This window comes from Oxyplasma meridianum (assembly GCF_038024865.1).
Lineage (GTDB): Archaea > Thermoplasmatota > Thermoplasmata > Thermoplasmatales > Thermoplasmataceae > Oxyplasma > Oxyplasma meridianum.
Genome location: NZ_CP133772.1, coordinates 15,291 through 38,118, shown reverse-complemented (window position 1 = coordinate 38,118; position 22,828 = coordinate 15,291). Strand labels below are relative to the sequence as shown.

Below are 22,828 nucleotides of genomic sequence, written 5' to 3'. Positions count from 1 at the left end.
AAATTAACCTTCTATTTTCTTAAGGTGCACAGGTGAAGAAAGAGCCTTTTTCTCAACTCCCCCTATCTTCAAGGATAGGAGATAGCATTCTCCCTGTTTTCCAACTATCCTGCCTGTCAGTCCATGGAATCCATGATACGGCATACCTTTGTGAATTGATGGCTCTATCTTGACTGCTGCAAGATCGCCAATCTCGAATTTGTTGAGCATTCTGTTTACATTTGGCATGCCCTTTTCTTTCAGTTTCTTGGTTAGTTTCATTCTGGAACCGGCTCTTGAGCCGTGAGACATTTTTGTCATTTATTCATCACTCCTGTTAATCCTTACTACATCCAGTTCTATTACTCTCAGATCGGATCCGTAAACAGATGAAAGAGACGGAACAGTCCTTCCATTGTCACCATTGACCAGTTCCTTGATATAAGTGCCTGATTCTGCTGTTATCTCCACCTCTCCGGATGAAACATCGCAACGAATAAGCTTTATATCATGAACCGTCCTCTCTCTTACAAGATCAGACCTGCTACCGGATACTCTTAATGGTGTCCTTTGATATATAACTTTTCCAATCATTTCTTTTATTGATTCCTCCAGTTTTCTGCAATCAAGGGATTCACTGCAACCGACTACCGCATGGTAGGTTTTTGAGTATTTTTCACCCTTTATTTTTCTCACCGTATTTATGTCGGAAAGTGAGAGCCCCATTATCTCAACGCCTTTCCCTGAATTATTAACCGTATTCTGAAGATGTTTCAGATCAATTTTTCTTTTTTTTGGATCTTCTGCTTCAATTACAAATTCTCTTCCATTCCCCAACATTCTAACGTCCACGTCTTCTCTTCCTGCCCCGTGAAGATAGTAGTTTTTACAGTCTGAAAATTCGGTCAGGCTGGACCCGATTATTGATTCAATTGAATCCCCGTTGCCTGTTTTATGTATCCATCTTGTCTGAGGTATATCGCGCCTGTATTTTTTGTAAATACCACTGATAAAGAGACTCTTCACCTGCATTTTAACACTATCGTATTTTGTGTTTATGAGAAATGTTATTTCCGGTTCGTTGAAAGACACTTCCTTCTGGAGCCTTGTGGAAAGAAACTTTCCAAATTCCCTGTTGAACTCTTTTTTTATCGATTCCCCATGATCGCCGAAAATGGATTGGAACTCTCGTTCATAATCCAGATCATCCTGTTGAAATACTGACCCCACAAGGAGGGTTGAGAATTCAAATCCGGAAGATTCCTGTATACACATTTGGGCATATTTTTCCATATTCAGGAAAATGCCGTGGCATATTGAGCATTCCACTTCACTGACTACTTTTACGTTTTCCGGAAGTTTTTTTCCCATAGAAGCTATTATGGCTTCGCCTCTCTGAATATTGGTAATGCCATGACCTTCCATAGCAAATGCCCTCCCCAGGCATCTTATGCAGACGTTAAAAAAAGAACCTGTTGAATTCAAATTATTATCTTGCTATAATTGTTTTCTCGATGTTCTGCCTTTCCTTGATAAATACACGGGAACCGCATTCGCATTCAATTTCAGCGGTTCCGAATGACTTTTCAAGTGGTCTTGCACATCTTATGCATTTATACATTCTGGCTTATCTCCGTTACAATCTTTTGGCTGTACTCAGGATTATATGAACCTCCGGCGAATTTATATTTGCAACTTCTGCATTGCCATATTCCTGATGCAACCCTTTCGACTTTCTTTTTCTTGCAGGACGGGCATGTGTAAAGTAATATTTTTTGCTTGTTTATTTCGTTCCAGGCTTTCCTTACTGTGACCCCGTATCTGGGACCGAAACGACCTGCTGCTCCAACTTTTATAGTTCGTCTTGACATTTTACATCACGAGAAATATTTCTTCCTTAGTGTGGCACCCGTATCACTTGATATCTTTATAGCTTTTTTTATCTCATCAAATGTAAAGCTTCCTGTGTCACCCTTCTGCATAGCCCGTATATGTCCATCCTCTGTTGTTGTAACTGTTACCCTTGCAGAACCAAGCTGTTCCTCCTCCAGATCTGGATCACATATCAGATTATCTCCAATTTTTACCATGGTAACTGAGATTGGAATCTGATCAACAGGCAGAGGGATATCTTTCCCACCCTCTTTCGAGGCAGGTATGAATGCCGTTCTCAAAGCTGAAACTGCAGCAAGCGTACATGCATCTATCAAATTTCCGTCGAAATCCATTATGTTGATATCAACGAAAACTATCCACACCTTCTTGCCGGGATCTATTACAAGTTTCTGGGTATCGATCATCTTGCTTTCTCTTATCCCCCTGTCAACGACTCTGGCAATTTCAATTGAGGTTTCGTTGGGTGGACCTGCTTCAAACGTTGGAAATGCCATTGGCAAAAGCTCGACATTGGTGGTAAGTACCCCAGAATTTGGGGTATCTGGAAATGGCTCTCCGGATTCTATCTTTACACCGGCCAGTACTCTTGTTCTTCCAAGCTTGACCATTGCTGATCCTGAAGCTCTTGGGACATAATTGGTTGTTATTGTGGCTTCCCTGAAATCCTGTAGCCCTCTTCCGTCGCCTCTCTTACCGTCCTTTAACTGTTTTATAATAAAGCTTCTCTTAATTTCCGAAAGCACTCCCAGTGCATCTCTTGGCATTTACTCACCATCTCCTATGCTTTCAACAGAATATCTATTTATAAGGGCATTACGCTGTATTTCTGCTATATTGTCAGTCGCTTTCATGATCATTCCCGATGCCTGTTCAAATTCTTCCAAGCTTAAATCCCCATCCATTTGAATCAGCACTATTCTCTTGCTTTTGGATAAAACAGCAATTGGAAGATCAGCCTGCCCAAAATTATCCTCCTCCTTGGAGAGATCAAGAACAACTTTTCCCTCTACCTTTCCTGCAGTGCATCCAACCACCATATCTCTCATGGGAATACCTGCGGATGCCACCGCGACTGATGCTGCAGTTAAGCCGGCAATTCTAGTACCTGCATCAGCCTGCATAACTTCAATAAAAACGTCTATCTGTGCCCTGGGAAACTGCTCCACCATAATGGCGGAACTCAATGCCTCAGATATGACCTTTGATATTTCTACTGATCTTCTATCAGGACCTGGCCGTTTTCTCTCATCCACACTGAATGCAGCCATATTGTATCTTGCTTTCACTACAGCTTTCTCAATGTCCTGTGTGTGCTTGGGATATGCCTCTCTTGGTCCGTAGACGGCCACCATTATCTTATTTCCGCCCCATTCAATATAGGCTGATCCATCAGCTCTTTCCAGCAAGTTCGTTTCTATTTTTATTGGTCTAAGCTGTTCCGGGGTTCTCCCATCCAGCCTTATTCCATTTTCATCCAATAATTTAATGTTACTTTCTGATCCCATTATTTCACCGACTTTTCTTTCAGGTATTTTTCCATTCTATCTGTAAGCCCAATTGTGTGTGCTTCCTGCTCAACGATACTTATTGCAGCTATTGCCTCGATCACGTCTTCAGGCGTTCCATCGATCCATATAAGTCCGTTTTGCCCTACAACTATCCGGGTATTGGTGGCATCTTTTATCATGTTTACCATGGAACCGCCTTTCCCTATGATCCTTGGTACTTTAGGAGCTGGAATTGATGTTATGTGCCCACCTTCGAGTTTCCTAAGTCCAACGTCCTTAAGTGTTATCCAGCTTTCCTTTATTTCGTTGAGAGCCATGATCTTGGCATAGACATAGTCTCCCACCCCAAGAAATCTCTTTATGTCACCTGAGGTTGTTCTCCATGGAGTGTCGTTCATATGAAGAAGAGTGTTATATGTTGAGTTTATATCAACGGGCCACATTGACGGACCCACCTCAAGAACTTTTCCTATAACCTTATCCCCTCTCCTTGGGGTATATCTTCCGGAAAATGGAACCACATCAATTCCCTGATCATTCTTCTGTATAATACCAAAGTATGAAGAACAGTACATGCCATCACTATTTTTATAAACCCCATTTCTTGGTTTTCCCAGATCCTCACTTATGAGATCGCCGGGCATAACTATTTGCTTAATTTCTGCCATTATTTCACCTCTCTATTGTTCATGGATGGTTCAAGCAGTTAAATTTAAAACTTTCTGTTTATGATATTGTTTAAACATATATTATAAAATTTAAATGAATCTGCTCAAAAGCACCATTACTCTAACCCTTATCATCACCTGACAATATCCCTATATGAAGTACATATATTATTTTTTTCAGCAAACCATGAAGGAAAAACGTCTCAAATACACAACGTCCAATGGCACATAAAGAGTCTGCAACCCCATTTTACAAACATTTTCAAGCACGAAAGCCACTGATCCTGCCATGTGGATGAAGTGATCAAGATATCCAATAATCCAATGCATGCAGGATTATGCACGTATACTGATCCATGAGTAACTAATGCAAATGAAATTCTCAACAGAAGACTGATTGGAAAGAACTTCTATGCAAAATTGGCAATATCTCCGTTCTGCAACCCAGGAAAGGGAGGGATAAAGGCATATACTGATTGCCAGGGGACAGGGATGCACCTATATTAGATTAACGGGGGAGATCAAAGAGGGGAAAGTAACTAATAGTTCACGTAATGGTTCAAGAGTTCATGCAGGGAGATCACTGATACACCTGAAGAGGCAACATTCAGGATTGGATGGGCCTTAAAACTTATAAAAAATCTATCACAAAACCCCCGGACAGTGAAGGAAGAATGCGAAAAGAAAGAAAAAGCGAGAAACTTCAATCGCTTACTGTGCAGATCATGTCATGTTAAGGCACTGTTTAATCTTAAAAAGAATTTTTGAAATAATCGGGAAGCCTATTTACCTTTCATTATTTTAACTTCGATATTGTCCTTGGCTTTCCTGGTAAGCGAGCTGATTATATCTCCTTGAATACCGGAGGGCACTTCAATCACACCAACCCATGAACCGTCCTTTCCCCATTCCTCTTTTATGAGATATCCGGTCCTCACTATATCACCGTATACCTTGCCATATGCGTCTCCAGTGAGTTTTATGGCGATCTTGGTTTTCTCGAACCTTATGGGAATCAAAACCCTTATGCCTTTTAGTACAGCCTGTATCTGATCGCCAGCGCTCTTGAAAGGATCTATGTGAATCTTTGCTTCATCTATTGCCTGTGAAATCCTTGCTGGAGGGTGAGGGGCATTTGTCTGCGGGTTTATAGACTCCCTGGAGATAATATCTATTATCTGCTTCCTCTTCTTCTCCAGCATTGCATGTCTCTGCTCTGTTGTTAACTGTATCTGCCCTCTACGTACTATCTCTATGGCAATTTGAGCCACATCTGTGGTTTTGAAAACTTCTTTTAGAGTCTCTTCCCCTGCTTTTTCACCTTTGTTGGCATCCTTGAATATTTCATCCAAAGCAAGATCGGTTTCTAAATCTACTTTACCCTCTTTTATTCGATCTGTTGCATCTGGATCAACTAATATCTCAAACTTATGCCCATGGGATTCAAACCGCGCTACTATAGAATCCTCAAGCTTAACCATGGCGAGATAATATCAAGATAGAATTAAAATTATTTCATTCAATTATAGGAAATTTACAGGATAAATTATTAGAGGTATTTTTCTACCTCTTCCTTTGTAAAAATTCTGATTTTGTTTCCAACGCTAATTGTTGCAACTTCTGGAGGTTTAAAGTCTGCCGGGTCTTCCACTGACGCCTTGAGAGCTTTTATTCCAAGAGTTACTGCATCTGATTCCGACATATCATCCTTGTACTCTTTTTCCAGATAATTGTTCACTGCGTCTTTTCCTATGCCTATAGCAGCTGCTTTGTATTCATTTATAGTTCCTGCAGGATCGCAGTCAAAGAGTCTGGCCCCAATGGAATCTGTCCCCGCTATTATCATGGAAACGCCATATGGCCTTACTCCTCCATATTGTGTATATTGCTGCATCTGATCTGCAATCCTCTTGACCAGATTCTCTATGTTAACAAGAGAACCATAAGTTATCTTTTCCTGCTGAGCCCCAATTCTAGCAAAGTCTATGAGAACTCTTGCATCTGCAACAAGCCCAGAGGTAACTGTTGCCACTGTATCATCAATAAGCTGTATTTTCTCTAGCGAGTTCTGTTCTACCAGCTTGCTCCTTACTCTCTTGTCAGACAGTAGAACTACTCCATTTTTGAATTTTATCCCTATAGCGGTAGACCCTTTCTTAACTGCTTCTCTTGCATATTCAACCTGAAATAGTCTCCCGTCTGGAGAAAAAACAGTGATAGCTCGATCGTAAGCCATTTGACCTTGTTGCATTTAATTCACCTTCATTCCTTAGGTCTTTTAAATAATAAAAGTTTTCTTAGATCAGTTGGAATTTTATTTAGTAATGTAATTATTTTTTAAGGCATTATTCACGTTTGTATTCGTCAAAAATAGACCATCCATTGAAATAATAATAGCAAAACGTTATTTCCTCCTTTTTTTCTGGTATGATTCTTGCTTAAACGATTGCCAATGGAACCTCCATGGACATAAATTTCTCTAGACCAGGAGTAATCTCACACCAATATTCAGCCATTCAACTTTACGGGCACAGGCACTTATAGATCAACAGGTGAACCGATTCACTACAGTTCTTTCCGCCAGTTGGCAAAATACTATATCATAGATATACATGGGCATTTAGCTTTAATCCCCTCCCTTATGGAATGAGGATTGTCCAATTATTAGGTTAAAGATGACAGAAAAAAAATTCCCCATAGTATTTGACAATCACATGCATCTGAGAGAAGACGGTTTCTTTATGGATGCTGTCAGGGAATTCTCCAAGGCAGGCGGTACTGCCTTCAATCTTGTAAATATTCTAGATTATAGAGTGAATCCATCAGATTATTACGAAGAAATTTATCACAGGACACTAAGGATAAAAGAAAAAATAGAGAGAGAAACAGAAATAAGAGTACTTATTAGCCTTGGCCCATACCCTCTTGACTATTTCTACTTCAGGGATGCAGGACTTGATCCCATAGAAAATATGAAGAAAGGACTCGATATGGCAGCAAAGATCATCAGGGAAGGGAGGGCGGATGCCATTGGTGAGGTGGGTCGTCCACATTTCCCGTGCGAAAATAATATAGTTGATTCTTCAGATATGATGCTTTCGTATGCATTTGATCTTGCAAAAGATCTATCTTGTCCAGTTATACTTCACACTGAAGATCTGGAAGAGGAGGGATATTCCTCTTTGGAGAAACTGGTGTTAAAATCAGGATTGAACCCGGTAAAGGTTGTAAAACACCATGCGTATCCCTCTGATCTATATTTCAGATCCAATCTTACACGATCAATTCTAGCTACCAGGAAAAATGTTAGGGATTCCATAGCAGCAGGGAAAAATTTCATGTTAGAGACTGACTACGTTGACGATAAATACAAACCGGGGAAAGTCATACCCGCAAACTCTGTGCCACTCCGGGCAAAGCTTATAATGGGAGAGTATGAAAACAGCTATTCAATACTTGAGAATATATTTATTACAACTCCGGAAAAGGTCTTTGGGAAAGGTTCCATTGATGCCAGAACCAAATGATATTTACAGGTAGTTATGATCGCGAAAGTTAATTGCCTTGTAATGTGTTTGAAACGAAAAGGAATGCAATTGGTTTAACAGAGAGCACAGTATATTGATAAGTGCAAGGAAATGCATTCCAGAATTCATGCCTTTAGAAAGTGGAGTAAAGGATGCCTGATTGATGAGGAGATTGATCATAACTCGTTAAAGCACAAACATACAATCGCTTTCCATGGAATGCATGTCAGAATTATTCCACAAGAAATGATTTTTATATCCTCGTTATCTATGTCAAACCATGAGCTTAACTCCTGCACAGGTGGACAAAATAAGTGAGGAACTTAAGTCCGTGCTGAGGGTTGAGGTAAAATCCAAGAAAATTAAGAAGATTGAGTCCAATTTTTACAAGGTCATTGTAAATGCTCTGGAATCCCTGAATTCAGATGCGGAAGATTACCTGTCTAACCAGGATATAACAGGGTATATTCAGACAAAGGAGAGAATTTCTGAAATTGAGAAGGATTTCAAGGCATTCTTCCAGAGGAGGTTCGAAAAGATTGCAACCTATTCCATATATGATTTGGAAACAGAACTTATGAATTTACTTACGCCGGAAGAGAAAGAATTCATCACTAAACTGCATAATGCAATGCAGGATGAATACGATCATTTACTCATGAAGAGGAGAGAAAAAAAACCTGAGATTAAAGATGATCAGAAAACTGAGCCTGATCATAAAACCGAGGAGGTTGAAAATGTAAATTCGGGCTTAGACAGAGATATTGAAAACGATAAAGATTCATATATTATTGTCAGAATAATAGGAGATCAGCCCCCGATTGCACAGGCCGAAAAGAATTACTATCTTCATGATAATGATCTCGTATATCTGCCTAAAAAATTTGCAGAGATACTTATATCAAGAAACTCCGCTGTAAAAATAGATATTAAAAATTAAAAAATGGATGGTATTTCAATGCTTTTTCCTGATTAAAAGTCCTGCTAGAATCCCTATGATAACCAATGCAGCAATTCCGCCCACAATTTCATAGTCTATTATGGTAGAGGATGGTGGAGTTACAGAAGGTGTACTGGATACCACAATAGTGTGATTTGAGAAATGAGGTATGTGTATGATCAATACTGTTCCAGAATTTTCCTGTATCGTGGTATAGTAGGCCGATATGGTGGAATTTACATTCAGCGTTCCGTTAATTGAGCTTAGTATTGCAGATTTACCGTCAAATGTTACATAAATTTTACCTGTGTTTGATATGAATTTATCTGAAATATAAATTGAAATGCTAGTTCCTTTGTGCTGGCTTGATCCTACCTCCACAGTTACTTTTCCTTTCTGCACTGAAGTAATATTCATTCTCAGGGAACTGTTGAAGAATATTGACATGTTTGATGAACTGCCGTTATAATTGCTGATATCCATCTGCCCGGCTAATTTTCCGCTGGTGATGGAATTCATAAATCCCGCTTCCAGAGAACTGTTTACCATCTGCAATCCAGGAGGGGAAACCATGGAGATACCTGCAAGTCCGGATGTAGCTACTGAGATTTTATTTCCGGATATTGTAACCTTTCCTCCCCTGATTGACATGATGCCGAAGTAACCATGTCCCGATACTATTACAGATGTTCTCGAAACAAGATAAGAATGGTTTAACCCAAGAGTTACGTTAGCTGCAATACTGCTGTTTTGAAACGCTTCCGAAACATTCATTGTTTTATTGAACCCGTAATTTATATTGTGTTCTGAAATCTTGAGACCAGGAGAGACGTTGAACGTCATAGTGCCATTGTCCACGAAGAAATTGGATTCTATAGAGGGATTGTTGTGTATTACATATGTGTAAGAATTATTTGCATAAAAGAATATGCTTCCAATATTCAGAGGTTCGTTGATTTTGAATGGAGGCACCCGTGAAGAAGCCCCAATTGTCCCATTGCCATTTGCACTAATGTTCTGGAATATATCAGTATTGTTTCCAATGCGTGAGGTAAAGTTAGATATTACATGTGTGCTGCTGTTGAATGTAAAGTTTACAAAGCTACCTGACATAAGTCCTGTTGTTTCGTTGTATTTGAATTGTTCATGGTTCTTATGTTTGCTGAAATAGTTTTTCAAAATGCTCTTGAAATTGCCGTTTGAAACAAATCCCGCGACCAGAGAGTTGTCATTTTTGGCTGTGATGGTAGTGTTGTTGTTAGAAAGTGTCGTTTTGCCATTGGTAAATAGGTAGCCCAGAAAGCTTCCATTTGAAATCTCAAATACATTCATCGAGGTGGAACTCTGATTATTCATATCAGAACTCAGCATGTTGCCTACCTGTGATTGAAATTCAATTTTCAAATTGTTCTTTAACTCAATTGGTTGAGATGTCAGATTGACCACGATTTTAGCTTCTGAATTTAATCCGCTTTCTGAATTTAATCCGCTTTCTGAATTTAATCCGCTTTCAGTTAAGACCACAAGAGTGTGCATCTGTTCCATTGAGATCACCGTCATGTTTGAAGTTGATATCTTGTCGATTCCCACATTGCTTGGAATTTTAAGATTATTAACTCCATCAACTGTAATATTGTAAGCCAGCATTGATGTGATCCCATCGCTGCTGTATGTCAGGTCCCTAAGCGTTGAGTTGCCTGCCAGTTGGAAATTGTAGTTTCCCATTGGCGCCTCTCCGCCAGTATTTACAGGCTGCCCTGAAGCTGCCATTGAGACACTACTCAGCACCAGAACCGACAGTATTCCAAAGATTACTATTTTGCTAATCATCCTCTCATAATCATTAATGCAGGATAACTTATTTTTGGTACAAATGTTCACCAATATAAAAGAAACACAGAAATTCACCGTTTGTGAATGATTTCTAAGAACCATATCTGCAATTTTTGTAATTGTTTGGACTTTTAGATCTGCCACTGCGTGCATATTTGGTTTTTAGACAAATATAAAGAATGTATAAGCAATTCTATTCTGGGGAAAGCCTGAGGGCAACTGACGCTCCAATGGAGTGAGGAAAGTCCCCTCTCCGCAGTGGAACCCAGCCGGCGCAAGCCGACATTCCGAGAGGGATGGTAAAGAGAAAAGAAATAAACGGTTCCGGGTAAAGTATGATAAGAAAATTTGACGTTTCCCGGAGTACCGATGGGAACTCTCCCTGGGTGGAGAAAGTCTAAACAGACCCTATGAGACCACTGTGAGGGTCAGGTAAGACGCAGGCCTATGGCCATACAGTCGAATGTTGCCACCCTGCAAAGGTGAACAGAAAGGGGCTTATTCCAGGCATTCCCCCTCAATCTTTCAGAATTTTATGAGGAATCTGCATGCCTTGGATCCGTCTATTACCCTGTGAGTTACAGCTATTTCTGCATCTGTTGTGGATCTGAACATGTCGCTTTCTGCTTTGCAGGCTTCACTGTAGCGCGAAGATATTCCAAGTATAGGGCAGTTGAATTCCACCAGTTCATATGTATTGTTATCAATCTTTTTCCAGTTTGACAGATAACCGTCCTCGTCTCTCATTTTGCTGAGCGTAATGATCTTCTCGCCCGGATTCAGACCATCCAAGCATTTCCTGTAAGGTATGATCATTTTTCCAGTTCTCATGCGAAGCAGATTCACCACGTGATCCCTTCCAAGTTCTTTTTCTATATAAGCCAGGGCCTCCACAGCTATCTCAGAGTAGTTTTTTGGAAGCAGATCTGTCCCGTTCTCAGTTAAAGAAAAAAAACACCTGGGCCTCCCCCTCTGCGTGGAGATGTACCTTCTTTTTGCAAGCCCATCCTCCTCAAGCCCGGCCATATGTTTCAGTGTCGCCACCTTAGAGATTCCAAGTTTTTTGCTGAGATCGTCCAGAGAAAGCTCCCTTTCCTTCTTCAGCTCCAGGATTATGGTTGATTTTGTATTTCCTGATTTGATCAGATTATTCATTACAAGAACATTTAAACTTATTATTTTAATAAATTGGTTTATCACTTAGATTGATCAGAACGGGCCATGTGAACTTTATATTTCAGGAAAACCTACCATTATTCATGTCAGATAAACCCTGCGATGTAAAAGGTTGCACAGAAACCAGTTTCAAAACCGTACCTGCTGACCTGGCAAGAAAAGCTTTCACTTTTGATGACAGCAAGACAAAGGTGCATCTCTGTAAATCACACTATAAGGAATATAAGAAAAAAACAAAGCAGGATAGAGAAGTTGACCGAATGGACTGGGTCTGACCAACGGTAATTTATGTCGATTCCGGAATCTGGTATTTCAATAATTGTTACTGTAAAAAACGAGGAAAAAAATATTGGCAGACTTCTTGAAAGCCTTTCTAAACAGGATTGCCTTTTTGAGATTGTTATTGTAGATTCTGAAAGCAAAGACAGAACCGCCGATGTTGTGAATTCATTCAAGGATAGAATTCAATACATAACTTATATACGAAAAAGATCAACCAGAGGCGAGGGGAGGAACATAGGTGTATCAAATGCAAAATTTGACTATGTCGCATTTACAGATGGAGATACCGTGGCCGGAGATCAGTGGGGATGCCGTATGCTGGAATCACTGAAGAAGTATGACATTGTAGCAGGCAGAACAGTACAGAAAGGATCTGATCATTATTCAAGACTCAAACGGGTAGAACTTCTAATGGACGGCAAAGAGATAACCGCACCATCTGCAAATCTGGGATACAGGAAGAAACTTTTTAACGAGCTTGGAGGTTTTGACGAGACCATGATCACTGCTGAAGACATAGATCTCAATCTGAGGGCGGTTATGAAAGGGGCAACGTGGAAGAATGATGATTCATGCATAATATACAACTATACGCGAGATGATTTTGCAGGATTTATGAAACAGGCCTTCTGGAACGGCTATGGGAGAAGACAGCTCAAAAAAAAGCATGGAAGTGCCATGAAGAAACTGGCAAGCCCTTCTATCTTCACAGGAGAATATATGAATTTCCTGTATGTGATGAGATTTTTTCCTGCTTTTGCCGGATATATTTCCTGCATGATCTTTTCACCATGATTTGAATACGGAATATGCCTGGCAGGTTACTTCAATATTTCATGTTATCGCGAACAGTTATAATTTTTGACTGTATATGGTATAGATGACCCACACGCTGGAAATCCAGAAAGGAATAAGGAGATCAGAGTTAAAGGTATTCGTAAAACTTTTTCCGGTATTCAGGCGCTATATAAAAGATCGGGATCACGCAAAGAAGAATCCCGATGGGGAATGGAATTACAGGAGAGAGATAAATGGAAAGAAAGCGGTTGATGCTTTCATAGATCTTGGGCCGACATTCATCAAACTTGGGCAGGTTTTATCCGCACGACCGGATCTCCTACCACGAGAGTATATAAAGTCTTTTGAAAGGCTTCAGGACAATGTTCCCGCGGCGCCTTTCCATATGGTGAAGCCCATCCTTGAACGAAATTTGGGAAAACTGGGGGAGGTGTTTGAAGAGTTCAACACAACCGCCATATCGGGTGCATCTCTGGGACAGGTTTATACTGCCAAATACAGGGGAAAAATGGTTGCGGTGAAGGTAAACCGGCCCAATGTGGAGAATATTCTCAGACGTGATCTTATAGTGATAAAAAGGCTCCTCAAACTTGCAAAGGGGAGAATTGAGAATTTCCTCTACATAAGTGTTTCAAATGTCATAAATGACTTCGACAGCAGGATATATGACGAGATAGATTACAGAAAAGAGGCAAAAAATTCCAGAGAGATAGCGGCCAACATCCGTAAGAGAGAAAATGCCATTATTCCAGAAATACTGGATGAACTTTCCTCAAAGGAGGTTATGGTATCGGAGTATATTGAAGGGACAAAGATCACTGATTTAGAAGGACTTAGGAAAAAGGGAATCGATCTGAAGGACCTTGCTTTCCGCCTTGATCTGGTATTTATGCGAATGCTGTTAAGGGACCATATATTCCACGCTGATCCTCATCCGGGGAACATATCAGTAACAGACGACGGAAGACTGATTATTTATGACTACGGGATGATAGGTGATCTGGACGATAAAACAAGGTTTTCACTTCTCTCCCTCTACGATGGGCTAGTTATATCTGATCCAGACGTTATTATAGATGCCCTGCTCAACCTCAAAGCTCTTTCTCCGGCAGCAAACCGGGGGGTAATAAGAAGAAGTATAGAGATTGCAATAGGTGGACTTGCTGGAAGAAATCCTGAAGATGCTGAGATTTCTGAACTGCTTGACATAGCAAATGACGTTATATTCGAATTTCCATTCCGACTTCCAAGATCCCTTGTGCTCTACATGAGAATGTCTTCACTTCTTGAGGGTATATGTATGCAACTGGATCCTGAATTTAAATTCGTGAGGGTATTGAGAAAGATGCTCTATCAGGAGGGGCTTCTGGACGAGCTATACAAAAAGCAGATGGAGGAATATATAAGGAAATCGTTCAAATCCATAGAAAAGGGACTTGATGTTCTTCCCTTACTGAAACGCAGGCTTGAGGCGGAGAGCGAACCCACTCCAGTAAGGGAGAGCAAAAATGTTCCTGCCTCTGTATTCCTGGGCGCCATACTCATAAGCTCCGTCTTATTCTACCATACACGGCCGTTGGTATCCACAGTAGTTGCATTTCTTGATCTTATTGGATTCGTATACCTGATCATAAAAAAATAAGGTTTGACGGATTGGATTTTTACTCAACCTTTATGGACTTTATCCCTTTTGCCGGTATCCTTATTGTAAGTACTCCGTTGAGATATTTTGCTGTGAAATTGGCATCGTGGTCAACTTCAGCTGGAAGCCTAATATTCTTCACCACTGTGTCCGGCCTCTGATCCATGAATACCATTCCCTTTGTCTCAGTCTTTCTGGTGGCGTTTATAGATATTGAATCCCTCCCAAGCTGGACCTTCATATCCTTCTTGTCGAAGCCAGGCATATCAGCCTCAATTACTATTTCACCGTTCTCTTCGTAAACTGTTACCGGGGGATAGAGATATGTCATAATTTCCTTTGCTCTCTCATTGATATTTTTAATCATTTCTCCGCCGAAATATTTAAGTGGGTTATACATAGTTGCACCGGACAAAAATTTTTAGAAGTTATATAAAGTTTAACATTCTTGAACGCTACAATTTTACACTGTTACCGTTCTTAAAACCTTGCGCATTGTTATGCACCAGTTTCATTCCCAGCTTAAGCAGTCTCAGTCCAACCTGCTTCAGGCATGGCGGGTGCATGCCTGAGGTACAGATATTCATTCTTCACAAACTGCCAAGATGCTGACCCACTCACGGGCAACTAATCTCCGCAAAGATCAAGACCACGCAGGGTTATTGCAAGAAATGCAAGTTTGTTCCTGTCTCAGTCCAGATCACTGTTATCGCATCTAAATATCTTTCAGGCAGGGTGCCTTAATTTGCCACTGCATGCATGAAATTGGGATGAAGTTCCTCTCTTTTTCAATTATATTGTTTTTCTTTCCCACTTGTATTCAATCATTTTCTAAAATCCACTATATGGACCTCTGTTCATGTATTCCGGAATTTCTTTCCTCTATTATTGCCTTTTTTATTATTTTCAGATCCTTAAATACAAAATATATATGGAGGTTATTGCTAACCAGTTTTTCCCATGCCATGTGCATTGCATCCTCTATCCTGTTGATCTCACTTTCTGGTATCCTGAAAAAATTGTTCTGCATTCTAACACACCTGATCTTTCCTTCTCTGTCCCACATTCTCAGTGTTGTGGGATGGATCTACAATATCATGCATCTCTCATGGTGTAGAGTTTCTCCACATAAACTGATAGAATATCATAGTATTACTTAATAATATTATCCTTTAACAGTCCAAGCCCTTGAGAATTTTTCTTGCTGCAGAATATGGGTCTATTTTCGATTCAATGAGACTGTCGATCTCACCATTTTCTAGTATCATTTCATTGAATTTGCGGTTTATAATTCTTGTTACCTCGTCCTGCATTACAATTCGCATCTCTTCTTTATACCGCTTTCTCCTGAAATCCGGGCTAGATTTCGCAAGGGCGGTATGATTCTTTATTCCGCTGATCAGGGGATCGTAGCCTTCCATTGTGAGAGAATTTATTCCATATACCGGAATTTTCCAGTCTCCCTGGGTGGTGAAAGCAAGTGTTTCCTCCAGATCTTTCATTGCTATGAAAGATCCCTCCCTGTCTATCTTGTTTACCACAAATATGTGTCCAATCTCCATTATACCTGCCTTTATAGCCTGTATCTGGTCACCCAGACCGGGACCCAAAACAACTATAACGGTATCTGCAAGATTTACAATATCCAGATCTGCCTGGCCTGCTCCTACTGTTTCTACGATTATGAAGTCATTTCCTGCGGCGTCAAGTATGTCAACTGCGTCCCAGACAGCCCTTGAGAGACCGCCGTTCAACCCCCTGTTGGCAAGGCTCCTCATGAAAACTCCATATCTTGATAGATTTTCCTGCATTCTTATCCTATTTCCAAGCAGGGATCCACCACTGAATGGGCTTGAGGCATCCACCGCAAGCACAGATACCTTGAAGTTCTCTGATGAGATCATTTTGCAGAGATTGCCAATCATTGTACTTTTTCCTATTCCTGGGGGGCCAGTAATTCCTATTATTCCAGCATGCCCTGTTTTTGGATAAATACCCTTGATTATGAGATTTCTCTCCATGTGCATGCTTTGTGTCTCCACCATGGATATGGCTCTTGCAACACTTCTTGTGTCCGATCTTCCTATTCCTTCCAGTATGTTTTTTAATTCCAAGAGAGGCACCTATCTTGATATCTTCTTCTTTCTTGCTTCAGCAGCCCGCGTTGTAACGTGATCAATAATCACGCTCAGTGGGGTTCCTGGTCCATAGTTTCCGGTCACACCTATGGCTTCCAGTTCCGGTTTGTCTTCATCTGGGATTGTTCCCCCACCCACCAGTGCTATATCATCTATACCTTTTGATTTCATTATATCTGCAACTTTCCTGAAAACTGTCAGATGTGCACCGTTGAGAAGACTCAGTGCAACAACATCGACATCTTCGTTGACTGCCGTCTCTACCACACTTTCAGGTGTTGGGAGAAGGCCGGCATAAAGAACCTCCATTCCGGCATCCCTAAATGCCTTTGCCAAAACTAAAATACCGCGATCATGACCATCTATGCCAGGCTTGGCCAGCAAGACCTTTACTGGCTTATCCTTAAACAATAACCGGTTCTTTCCACTCTCCAAAGATGTTCCTCCCGACATTTGATATCTCTTCCAGTGTTGCGTATGCTTCCACTGCTTTTATAATATACGGCATTGCGTTTTCATCAGGATTCCTAAGGGCCTTCTCCAGATCCTGAAGTGATTTTTTTACCTCAAGATTATTCCTCGTCTCCTTTAGTTTCTTTAACTTGTTGATCTGATCTATCTGTGCTTTATGGCTTATCTTAAGTGTGCTAATGGGTTTTTCATTCTTTTCCTCATAACGATTAACACCCACCATAATCTCCTTTCCCTGTTCAAGACGTATCTGCCTCCGGTAAGATGTTCCGGCTATCTCCTTCTGTATGAAACCTTTCTTTACCGCTTCCAGGATTCCTCCCAACCTTTCTATGGTATCGAAGTACCTGTATGCTTCTTCCTCCATCCTGTCTGTCAGCCACTCCACATAATATGAACCCCCCAGCGGATCGATTACATCCGGTATGCCTGTTTCGTCGGCGAGTATTTGCTGAGTTCTCAGTGCAATCTTTACTGCCTCTTCAGAAGGTAGTGCCCATGCCTCGTCGTAAGAGTTTGTGTGCAGGCTCTGTGTGCCACCCATTATGGCTGCCATGGCCTCAACTGTGGTCCTGACAATATTGTTCAGGGGTTGCTGCCATGTAAGCGTGTATCCTGACGTCTGTGTGTGAAATCTAAGAAGCAGTGTTCTCTCCTTTTTCGATCCGTATTTTTCCCTGAGTACTGTGGCCCAAATTCTCCTAGCAGCCCTCATTTTTGCAATTTCCTCAAAAAAGTTTATGGATGAATTAAAGAAGAAAGACAGCCTTGGCGCAAAATCATCAACATTAAGACCTGCCTTAATGCCCATATCAACATAATAGAAACCATCTGCAAGTGTAAAAGCCAGTTCCTGGACAGCACTTGAACCGGCTTCTCTTATATGGTAGCCGGATATACTTATATAATTCCACTTTGGAACATTTTCAGTGCAGTATACCATCATATCCCTAATGAGTCTTATGTGCGCCTCAGGAGGGTAAATCCACTCTTTCTGAGCTATGTATTCCTTCAGAATGTCAGCCTGAACCGTGCCTGCGATTCTCTCAAGTGGAATCTTCTTCTTTTTGGCCACTGCTATATACATCGCAGTGACCACAGCTGCTGGTGCGTTTATTGTCATCGAGGTACTTACCTCAGACAGATCTATGCCCTCCAGGATCTCTTCCATATCCTGAAGTGATGATACGTTGACACCGCATCTTCCGATCTCTCCATCCGATCTTGGATTATCGGCATCAAATCCATAAAGTGTTGGCATGTCAAAAGCGATGCTTAGTCCAGATTCTCCGTGTTCTATAAGATATTTTAATCTCCTGTTTGTATCTTCTGGAGTCCCGAACCCGGAAAACATCCTCATTGTCCACTTTCTGCCACGATACATGTTGGGGTAAATTCCCCTTGTGTATGGGTATTCTCCTGGCATACCCATCTTTTCTGTGTAATCTTTTGAAAGATCATCTTTCGTGTAAACCTCTTTCAGATCTATTGATGATGAATTTGTATATTCCTTCTCCCTGTAACCGGTTTTTCTGTTCCATGGTTGGAGTGTCCTGGACTTCCATTCACTGTATGCTTTATTCTCTCCAGATTTTTTGCTTTGAATCTCCTTTAACTTAGAATCCCAGTAGTTCTCTTCCCTCTTTTCCATATCCTATCATTTAAACCTTGAATTAATAATTTTCCGAAAGAGTGATCATTACGGTTACCAGATTCAGCCCGATATCTGTCTATTGATCATTTGAACCAATTAAAACACTCTTAATTTATATCCCAATTTATACGGTGACCCCTTGAAAGCCCTTCTGAACCAAATGCTTTGGAATTAACCTCTGGCGCCATACAGTCCGCCCACAGCAAAAAAAAACTAACAATTCTTTATCCATTTTGAACGGAATCGGGCACGTAACTAAATGGTTCTATGTTTGAAATCTTATCATGATAGGTTTACCAGTAATCCTTATTGACAAAGTCATCATAAAGTTCCTCAAGTCTGGCCTTGTTTTCCATTTCTCTCTTTGCGAGAACCTTCAACGTGTTACCAAGTTCTTTTCCCGCATATTCGTGGGACATAAGATCGAGGATATGGTGGAAATCCTTTGACATTTTCATTGCCGAAAGCATAACACTCTTAAGATCATTTGGGTTTATATTATCAAGATCGGCTTCTATGATATGATCCAGCATTTCGTAGTCTCGTCTCTCTATTTTCAAGGACTGTTCATCAAAGTGCCCGTTCTTTATTGCCTTAAGTATAAGAGATCTGTCCTCGCTTTCACTTTTTTGAAGCCTTTTCAGCATCAGCTTGACATGATCCACACTTGATCTTTTATAAAGGTCTTCGTATCTTTCATTTATTTTCTCCTTTAATCTTAGGGCCTTCCTCAAAATATCATCCTTTACAGTAGCCTCATTTTTTCCCGATATTGTTTTTATTGGCATTTTATCACTTCTCCACTAAACAATAAATAAACATACTAAAGATTTAAGGTTTTCTAATTTTTTATTACGAATATCGTGATTTGGATTGAGTGCAAAATAATGTGGATTTATGAATCAATAAACGTGGTTTTGATCAATGAAACACATACCTGTAAATGTTCCTTCCTTGATTGAGAATCTATAGAACACCATGACAGCTACGAAGCTAGGAGAATGAAGATAGGCTTACCCATAATGGCGGATGAATAAAAGCCCATGCGGATGTAAATGCAGCATAAAACATGGCCAAAAAAGCAATTTCGAAGGCTTTTTTGGACCAGATACATGTATTAGGATACACCCACTAAATTTAAGAACTGGAAAGGTGATAAAGATGATAACTTTCAAAAATGGATACTAACATAGTTAATGCGAATCATAACCTTATATTAGTTGCAGATATGAACCCTGGATCTGATTGAGAGAAGACAAGAAAATTGAAGTTTCACCGTCTGTAATATCTGGAGATCTTGCCAACCTTGGTTCACAGGTAACATTATGCGAAAAGTCTGGTGCTGATTCATTCCACCTTGACGTCATGGACGGGCATTTTGTGCCAAATTTCACTATGGGTCCTGATCTCATAAAAGCTGTAAGAAAGGTCACAGAAAAGAGAATAGACGCCCATCTTATGATAGAAAGACCTGACAAATACTACAGGGTATTCCATGATGCTGGTTCAGATATTCTTCTCATTCATTATGAGGCACCGATTAGCCTTAAACTTCTCTTTAACAGAATGGCCAAAGAGAACATAGATTACGGACTTGTGATAAATCCCGAGACACCTTTCAGCCATGTCAAAGACCTGGTAGATGGATGCAAAATTCTTCTCATTATGTCTGTGCATCCAGGTTTTTCTGGGCAGAGTTTTCTTGAATCGTCAATTCCAAAGATTAGAGAGGCAAGAAAATACATTGATGATAACGGAATCGACTGCCGCATAGAGATAGATGGAGGCATAAATTACGAAAACGGGAAAAAGGCAGTGGAGGCTGGAACGGACATACTGGTATCAGCTTCGTATATATTTTATAACAATATAGCAGGAAGCATAGAGAAATTGCGGTCCATATAGTTGACTTTTTAGACATAAGTGCTATTGTACGCCTCCTAAAGCCATAATTCAGGGCTTTGAAGATGATTCTAGGTATAAAAGTGAGGTATAAGTTTGATTTTAAGAATTAACCGCATAAGTTCACATGACTGGTTGCGTTGATTCTCTCAACAAAAAGAGGTCTTCCCTGCAAGTTGAGTTGGGATGTGTGTATGGGTGCTGTTTGATCCTAAATCATACGCATAACATGCCGGCCATGAAAATTAATTTTGAAAATAAAAGAGTATGAGATGGAGGGTGCTGGGTTGAACCCATGAAGTTTAAGCATCAGAAAGATGATAACTTCCAAATTAGCCTTTTAACATGGTTAACTGATTTCATAACCTGACGATGGATTACCTGTTGTTTTTGAAAATTATCCTTCCGTCTCTTTTCTCTTCATATCTTTTCATAGCTTTAACGTAGTCTCCAAGATAGAGGGTTTCTGATACCTTGACTTTGAGTTTGAATTTTTCCGCTATTTCAATAACCTCATGGAAATCTTTTCTTGTGCCACCTGTGGAACCTACAATACTGTATTCCCTACTATATATCTGAGAAATATCAATTGACGCTTCTTTTCCTGTCTGGACCCCAAATGTTACCAGTGTGCCTGAACTGTCCAGGTGGCTGATTGCACTGTTCCAGAAACTTGACCCTATGGAGTTTACAACAATATCCGCTTTGAGGTCTTCTGGAATGCTCTCAGCAGAGTATGTTTTATGGGACCCGAAATCACCAGTCCAGTCTTTCCTGGTTACAGCGTGAACTTCCATTCCCATAATACTCCCAAGCTGAGTAAGAAATGTTCCAGTATTTCCTGAAGCACCGTAGACAAGAAGTTTTTTTCCTGCTTCAGCACCTGCCCTTTTCAATGCCCTGTATGCGGTTAGAGCTCCTACGGGAAGACTCACAGCAACTTCATCGCCTATGCTATCTGGTATGGGGAAAAGATTGTATGATTTCACTGCAACCATCTCTGAATACCCTCCGTTGCTCACCACACTCCATATTCCGCCATTAATGCACAGATGTTCATTTCCACTGAGGCATTTTGGGCATGTTCCGTCATACACCCTGTTGTATATGACCACCCTATCCCCCTCCCTGAATGTTCCATGATTCTTCATTACAGTTCCCATTGCTTCTGCCCCTGGAATGTGTGGCATTGGACTTACGTTATATATTATCCTCCCATTAATCAGACCATAATCAACCGGATTGAGACCTGACATGATAACTTTGACCAGGACCTCATCATCCCTGGGAACCGGATCTGGCACATCTTCAAACTTAAGGTTTTCGACACCGAGAGGTTTCCTCAAAACTAGAGCTTTCATTCCTGTGAATCCCTTTACCACTTATGAACGTTTTCAACTTCCACCGGCAATCCATGAATTGAGTTTCATATTTTCCTTATATATTTTGCGCTTTACATTTAAGGTTCATTATTAATAAGTATTGTTAACATCTAAATTTCAGTGATAAAGATGGAAGATAGGATATTAATAGTATTTACAGTAGCAGTCATACTTGCAGGGATAGGTGGAGGCATATGGGTTGTCCACCAGCCTGACATGGCCAATGCATCCCCTGTTATTGACCATAACCCATACAACATAACCCTGGTGATACAGCATGGCGTAATATTCAACGCCAGCACTGGAACACAGCCATCTTACTTCATACTGCAGAATGGATCACTTCATGACGCCTCCAACCTGTATCTGCCTGCCGATCGTGTCATAAATCTCATACTGATAGATTTCGACAATGGACCATCTCCACTGATGAATCCCAATATGAACACTGTTCTTGGAACCATGGGCGGCCATGTGAATGTTACAGGCATAGGCAATATACAGAATATACCTGATATCAACCATAAGATGACAAAGGCACAGTTCATGTCGTATTACAATAATAATGATTCCAGTGCCCTCAGAACCCTCTACTCTGAAGTCAACTCCCCGTCATTCTTCAGCAATTCAACATCAGTGAGCAGCCTTCCATCTGGAAACATTGCACATACATTCACAGTGAGTTCATTGGGGCTGAATATACCCTCACAGCCGGAGACTGTAACGCATGCACAGTTTGTAATAACCAGTGGTGGAACAGCAGTATGGCAGTGTGAAGCTGAATGCGGATCGGGATCACTTGGCCTTAACGGTGCAATGGCCACACCCGGATGGATGCTTGGCACAGTTACGGTGACCTAATCTATCTTTTTTAATTCTTAATCTTGGACTTTTTGATCCTGTCAATCCTTTTTAAATGTTCCCCACTGCTGTTTTTTTTGAAGTAATGGAGAATTAAATGATTCTTATAATCGGTTATTCAAATAACTATATATATACTTATTATATATTATAATATTATCAATGAAAGCG

25 protein-coding genes and 1 other RNA gene are annotated in these 22,828 nt (G+C 40.5%); 8 read left to right on the top strand and 18 right to left on the bottom strand.

Annotation, left to right across the window (positions count from 1 at the left end; all coding sequences use genetic code 11):
• Positions 1 to 3 precede the first annotated feature (3 nt).
• From OXIME_RS00190 to psmA, 9 genes are all read right to left on the bottom strand, one after another.
• Positions 4 to 300, bottom strand: a complete 297-nt coding sequence (locus OXIME_RS00190) for a 50S ribosomal protein L21e (RefSeq protein ID WP_393971480.1) — start codon at positions 298 to 300, stop codon at positions 4 to 6.
• Entirely contained in the window at positions 301 to 1,464 is a 1,164-nt protein-coding gene (locus OXIME_RS00185; protein WP_393971479.1) for a tRNA pseudouridine(54/55) synthase Pus10, read from the bottom strand.
• A gap of 4 nt (positions 1,465 to 1,468) precedes the next feature.
• Positions 1,469 to 1,600, bottom strand: coding sequence for a DNA-directed RNA polymerase subunit P (locus tag OXIME_RS00180; protein WP_393971478.1), 132 nt, complete (start codon positions 1,598 to 1,600; stop codon positions 1,469 to 1,471).
• Positions 1,593 to 1,850, bottom strand: coding sequence for a 50S ribosomal protein L37ae (locus OXIME_RS00175; protein WP_393971477.1), 258 nt, complete (start codon positions 1,848 to 1,850; stop codon positions 1,593 to 1,595). The genes OXIME_RS00180 and OXIME_RS00175 overlap by 8 nt, the downstream gene beginning before the upstream one ends.
• Positions 1,851 to 1,856: 6 nt before the next feature.
• Positions 1,857 to 2,639 carry an exosome complex protein Rrp42 gene (rrp42, locus tag OXIME_RS00170; protein WP_393971476.1) on the bottom strand — a complete coding sequence of 261 codons (783 nt, stop codon included), beginning with the start codon at positions 2,637 to 2,639 and terminating at the stop codon, positions 1,857 to 1,859.
• Positions 2,640 to 3,380 (bottom strand): exosome complex exonuclease Rrp41, encoded by a 741-nt coding sequence (gene rrp41, locus OXIME_RS00165; protein ID WP_393971475.1) that lies wholly within the window; start codon positions 3,378 to 3,380, stop codon positions 2,640 to 2,642.
• Positions 3,380 to 4,051 carry an exosome complex RNA-binding protein Rrp4 gene (rrp4, locus tag OXIME_RS00160; RefSeq protein WP_393971474.1) on the bottom strand — a complete coding sequence of 224 codons (672 nt, stop codon included), beginning with the start codon at positions 4,049 to 4,051 and terminating at the stop codon, positions 3,380 to 3,382. Before rrp4 ends, rrp41 begins: the two co-directional genes overlap by 1 nt.
• A 782-nt stretch (positions 4,052 to 4,833) precedes the next feature.
• Positions 4,834 to 5,532 (bottom strand): ribosome assembly factor SBDS, encoded by a 699-nt coding sequence (locus tag OXIME_RS00155; RefSeq protein WP_393971473.1) that lies wholly within the window; start codon positions 5,530 to 5,532, stop codon positions 4,834 to 4,836.
• Between the two features lie 68 nt (positions 5,533 to 5,600).
• Positions 5,601 to 6,302 (bottom strand): archaeal proteasome endopeptidase complex subunit alpha, encoded by a 702-nt coding sequence (gene psmA, locus OXIME_RS00150; RefSeq protein WP_393971472.1) that lies wholly within the window; start codon positions 6,300 to 6,302, stop codon positions 5,601 to 5,603.
• Positions 6,303 to 6,726: 424 nt separating this feature from the next.
• Between psmA and OXIME_RS00145 the strand changes: the two genes are divergently transcribed.
• Positions 6,727 to 7,578, top strand: coding sequence for a TatD family hydrolase (locus OXIME_RS00145; RefSeq protein ID WP_393971471.1), 852 nt, complete (start codon positions 6,727 to 6,729; stop codon positions 7,576 to 7,578).
• Between the two features lie 280 nt (positions 7,579 to 7,858).
• Positions 7,859 to 8,518: a hypothetical protein gene (locus OXIME_RS00140; RefSeq protein WP_393971470.1), complete on the top strand. Its 660-nt coding sequence runs from the start codon at positions 7,859 to 7,861 to the stop codon at positions 8,516 to 8,518.
• A gap of 15 nt (positions 8,519 to 8,533) precedes the next feature.
• Here OXIME_RS00140 and OXIME_RS00135 read toward each other — a convergent pair whose 3' ends face one another.
• Entirely contained in the window at positions 8,534 to 10,348 is a 1,815-nt protein-coding gene (locus OXIME_RS00135) for a hypothetical protein (RefSeq protein WP_393971469.1), read from the bottom strand.
• A 206-nt stretch (positions 10,349 to 10,554) separates the two neighbouring features.
• Here OXIME_RS00135 and rnpB point away from each other — a divergent pair.
• Positions 10,555 to 10,864: RNase P RNA component (gene rnpB, locus OXIME_RS00130), an RNA gene on the top strand.
• A gap of 12 nt (positions 10,865 to 10,876) precedes the next feature.
• Here rnpB and OXIME_RS00125 read toward each other — a convergent pair.
• Positions 10,877 to 11,506 (bottom strand): helix-turn-helix transcriptional regulator, encoded by a 630-nt coding sequence (locus OXIME_RS00125; RefSeq protein WP_393971468.1) that lies wholly within the window; start codon positions 11,504 to 11,506, stop codon positions 10,877 to 10,879.
• Positions 11,507 to 11,610: 104 nt separating this feature from the next.
• Here OXIME_RS00125 and OXIME_RS00120 point away from each other — a divergent pair, with 104 nt between their 5' ends.
• The 3 genes from OXIME_RS00120 to OXIME_RS00110 all read left to right on the top strand — a co-directional run bounded on the left by OXIME_RS00120 (position 11,611) and on the right by OXIME_RS00110 (position 14,249).
• Positions 11,611 to 11,802 (top strand): hypothetical protein, encoded by a 192-nt coding sequence (locus OXIME_RS00120; RefSeq protein WP_393971467.1) that lies wholly within the window; start codon positions 11,611 to 11,613, stop codon positions 11,800 to 11,802.
• Positions 11,803 to 11,815: 13 nt separating this feature from the next.
• Complete coding sequence (locus tag OXIME_RS00115) at positions 11,816 to 12,604, top strand: glycosyltransferase (protein WP_393971466.1); 789 nt, start codon at positions 11,816 to 11,818, stop codon at positions 12,602 to 12,604.
• An 85-nt stretch (positions 12,605 to 12,689) separates the two neighbouring features.
• Complete coding sequence (locus tag OXIME_RS00110; protein WP_393971465.1) at positions 12,690 to 14,249, top strand: ABC1 kinase family protein; 1,560 nt, start codon at positions 12,690 to 12,692, stop codon at positions 14,247 to 14,249.
• A gap of 19 nt (positions 14,250 to 14,268) precedes the next feature.
• Here OXIME_RS00110 and hsp14 read toward each other — a convergent pair whose 3' ends face one another.
• From hsp14 to OXIME_RS00080, 6 genes are all read right to left on the bottom strand, one after another.
• A complete protein-coding gene (hsp14, locus tag OXIME_RS00105) occupies positions 14,269 to 14,649 on the bottom strand; it encodes an archaeal heat shock protein Hsp14 (RefSeq protein WP_393971464.1) in 381 nt (126 codons plus the stop codon).
• Between the two features lie 441 nt (positions 14,650 to 15,090).
• Positions 15,091 to 15,279 (bottom strand): hypothetical protein, encoded by a 189-nt coding sequence (locus tag OXIME_RS00100; protein ID WP_393971463.1) that lies wholly within the window; start codon positions 15,277 to 15,279, stop codon positions 15,091 to 15,093.
• A gap of 142 nt (positions 15,280 to 15,421) precedes the next feature.
• On the bottom strand, positions 15,422 to 16,363 hold the full coding sequence (meaB, locus tag OXIME_RS00095; RefSeq protein ID WP_393971462.1) for a methylmalonyl Co-A mutase-associated GTPase MeaB: 942 nt from the start codon (positions 16,361 to 16,363) through the stop codon (positions 15,422 to 15,424).
• A gap of 9 nt (positions 16,364 to 16,372) precedes the next feature.
• Positions 16,373 to 16,822 (bottom strand): cobalamin B12-binding domain-containing protein, encoded by a 450-nt coding sequence (locus OXIME_RS00090; protein ID WP_393971461.1) that lies wholly within the window; start codon positions 16,820 to 16,822, stop codon positions 16,373 to 16,375.
• The gene (locus tag OXIME_RS00085; protein WP_393971460.1) at positions 16,791 to 18,509 is read right to left on the bottom strand and encodes a methylmalonyl-CoA mutase; all 1,719 of its coding nucleotides are present in this window, start codon (positions 18,507 to 18,509) and stop codon (positions 16,791 to 16,793) included. The genes OXIME_RS00090 and OXIME_RS00085 overlap by 32 nt, the downstream gene beginning before the upstream one ends.
• 296 nt (positions 18,510 to 18,805) lie before the next feature.
• On the bottom strand, positions 18,806 to 19,300 hold the full coding sequence (locus tag OXIME_RS00080) for a hypothetical protein (protein WP_393971459.1): 495 nt from the start codon (positions 19,298 to 19,300) through the stop codon (positions 18,806 to 18,808).
• Positions 19,301 to 19,757: 457 nt separating this feature from the next.
• On the opposite strand from OXIME_RS00080, the gene rpe reads away from it, so the two are divergent.
• Positions 19,758 to 20,417: a ribulose-phosphate 3-epimerase gene (gene rpe, locus OXIME_RS00075; RefSeq protein ID WP_393971458.1), complete on the top strand. Its 660-nt coding sequence runs from the start codon at positions 19,758 to 19,760 to the stop codon at positions 20,415 to 20,417.
• A gap of 374 nt (positions 20,418 to 20,791) precedes the next feature.
• Here the strand turns inward: rpe and OXIME_RS00070 are convergent, their stop codons facing one another.
• Entirely contained in the window at positions 20,792 to 21,775 is a 984-nt protein-coding gene (locus OXIME_RS00070; protein ID WP_393971457.1) for an alcohol dehydrogenase catalytic domain-containing protein, read from the bottom strand.
• A gap of 150 nt (positions 21,776 to 21,925) precedes the next feature.
• On the opposite strand from OXIME_RS00070, the gene OXIME_RS00065 reads away from it, so the two are divergent.
• Positions 21,926 to 22,657, top strand: a complete 732-nt coding sequence (locus tag OXIME_RS00065; protein ID WP_393971456.1) for a hypothetical protein — start codon at positions 21,926 to 21,928, stop codon at positions 22,655 to 22,657.
• The last annotated feature ends 171 nt before the right edge of the window (positions 22,658 to 22,828 follow it).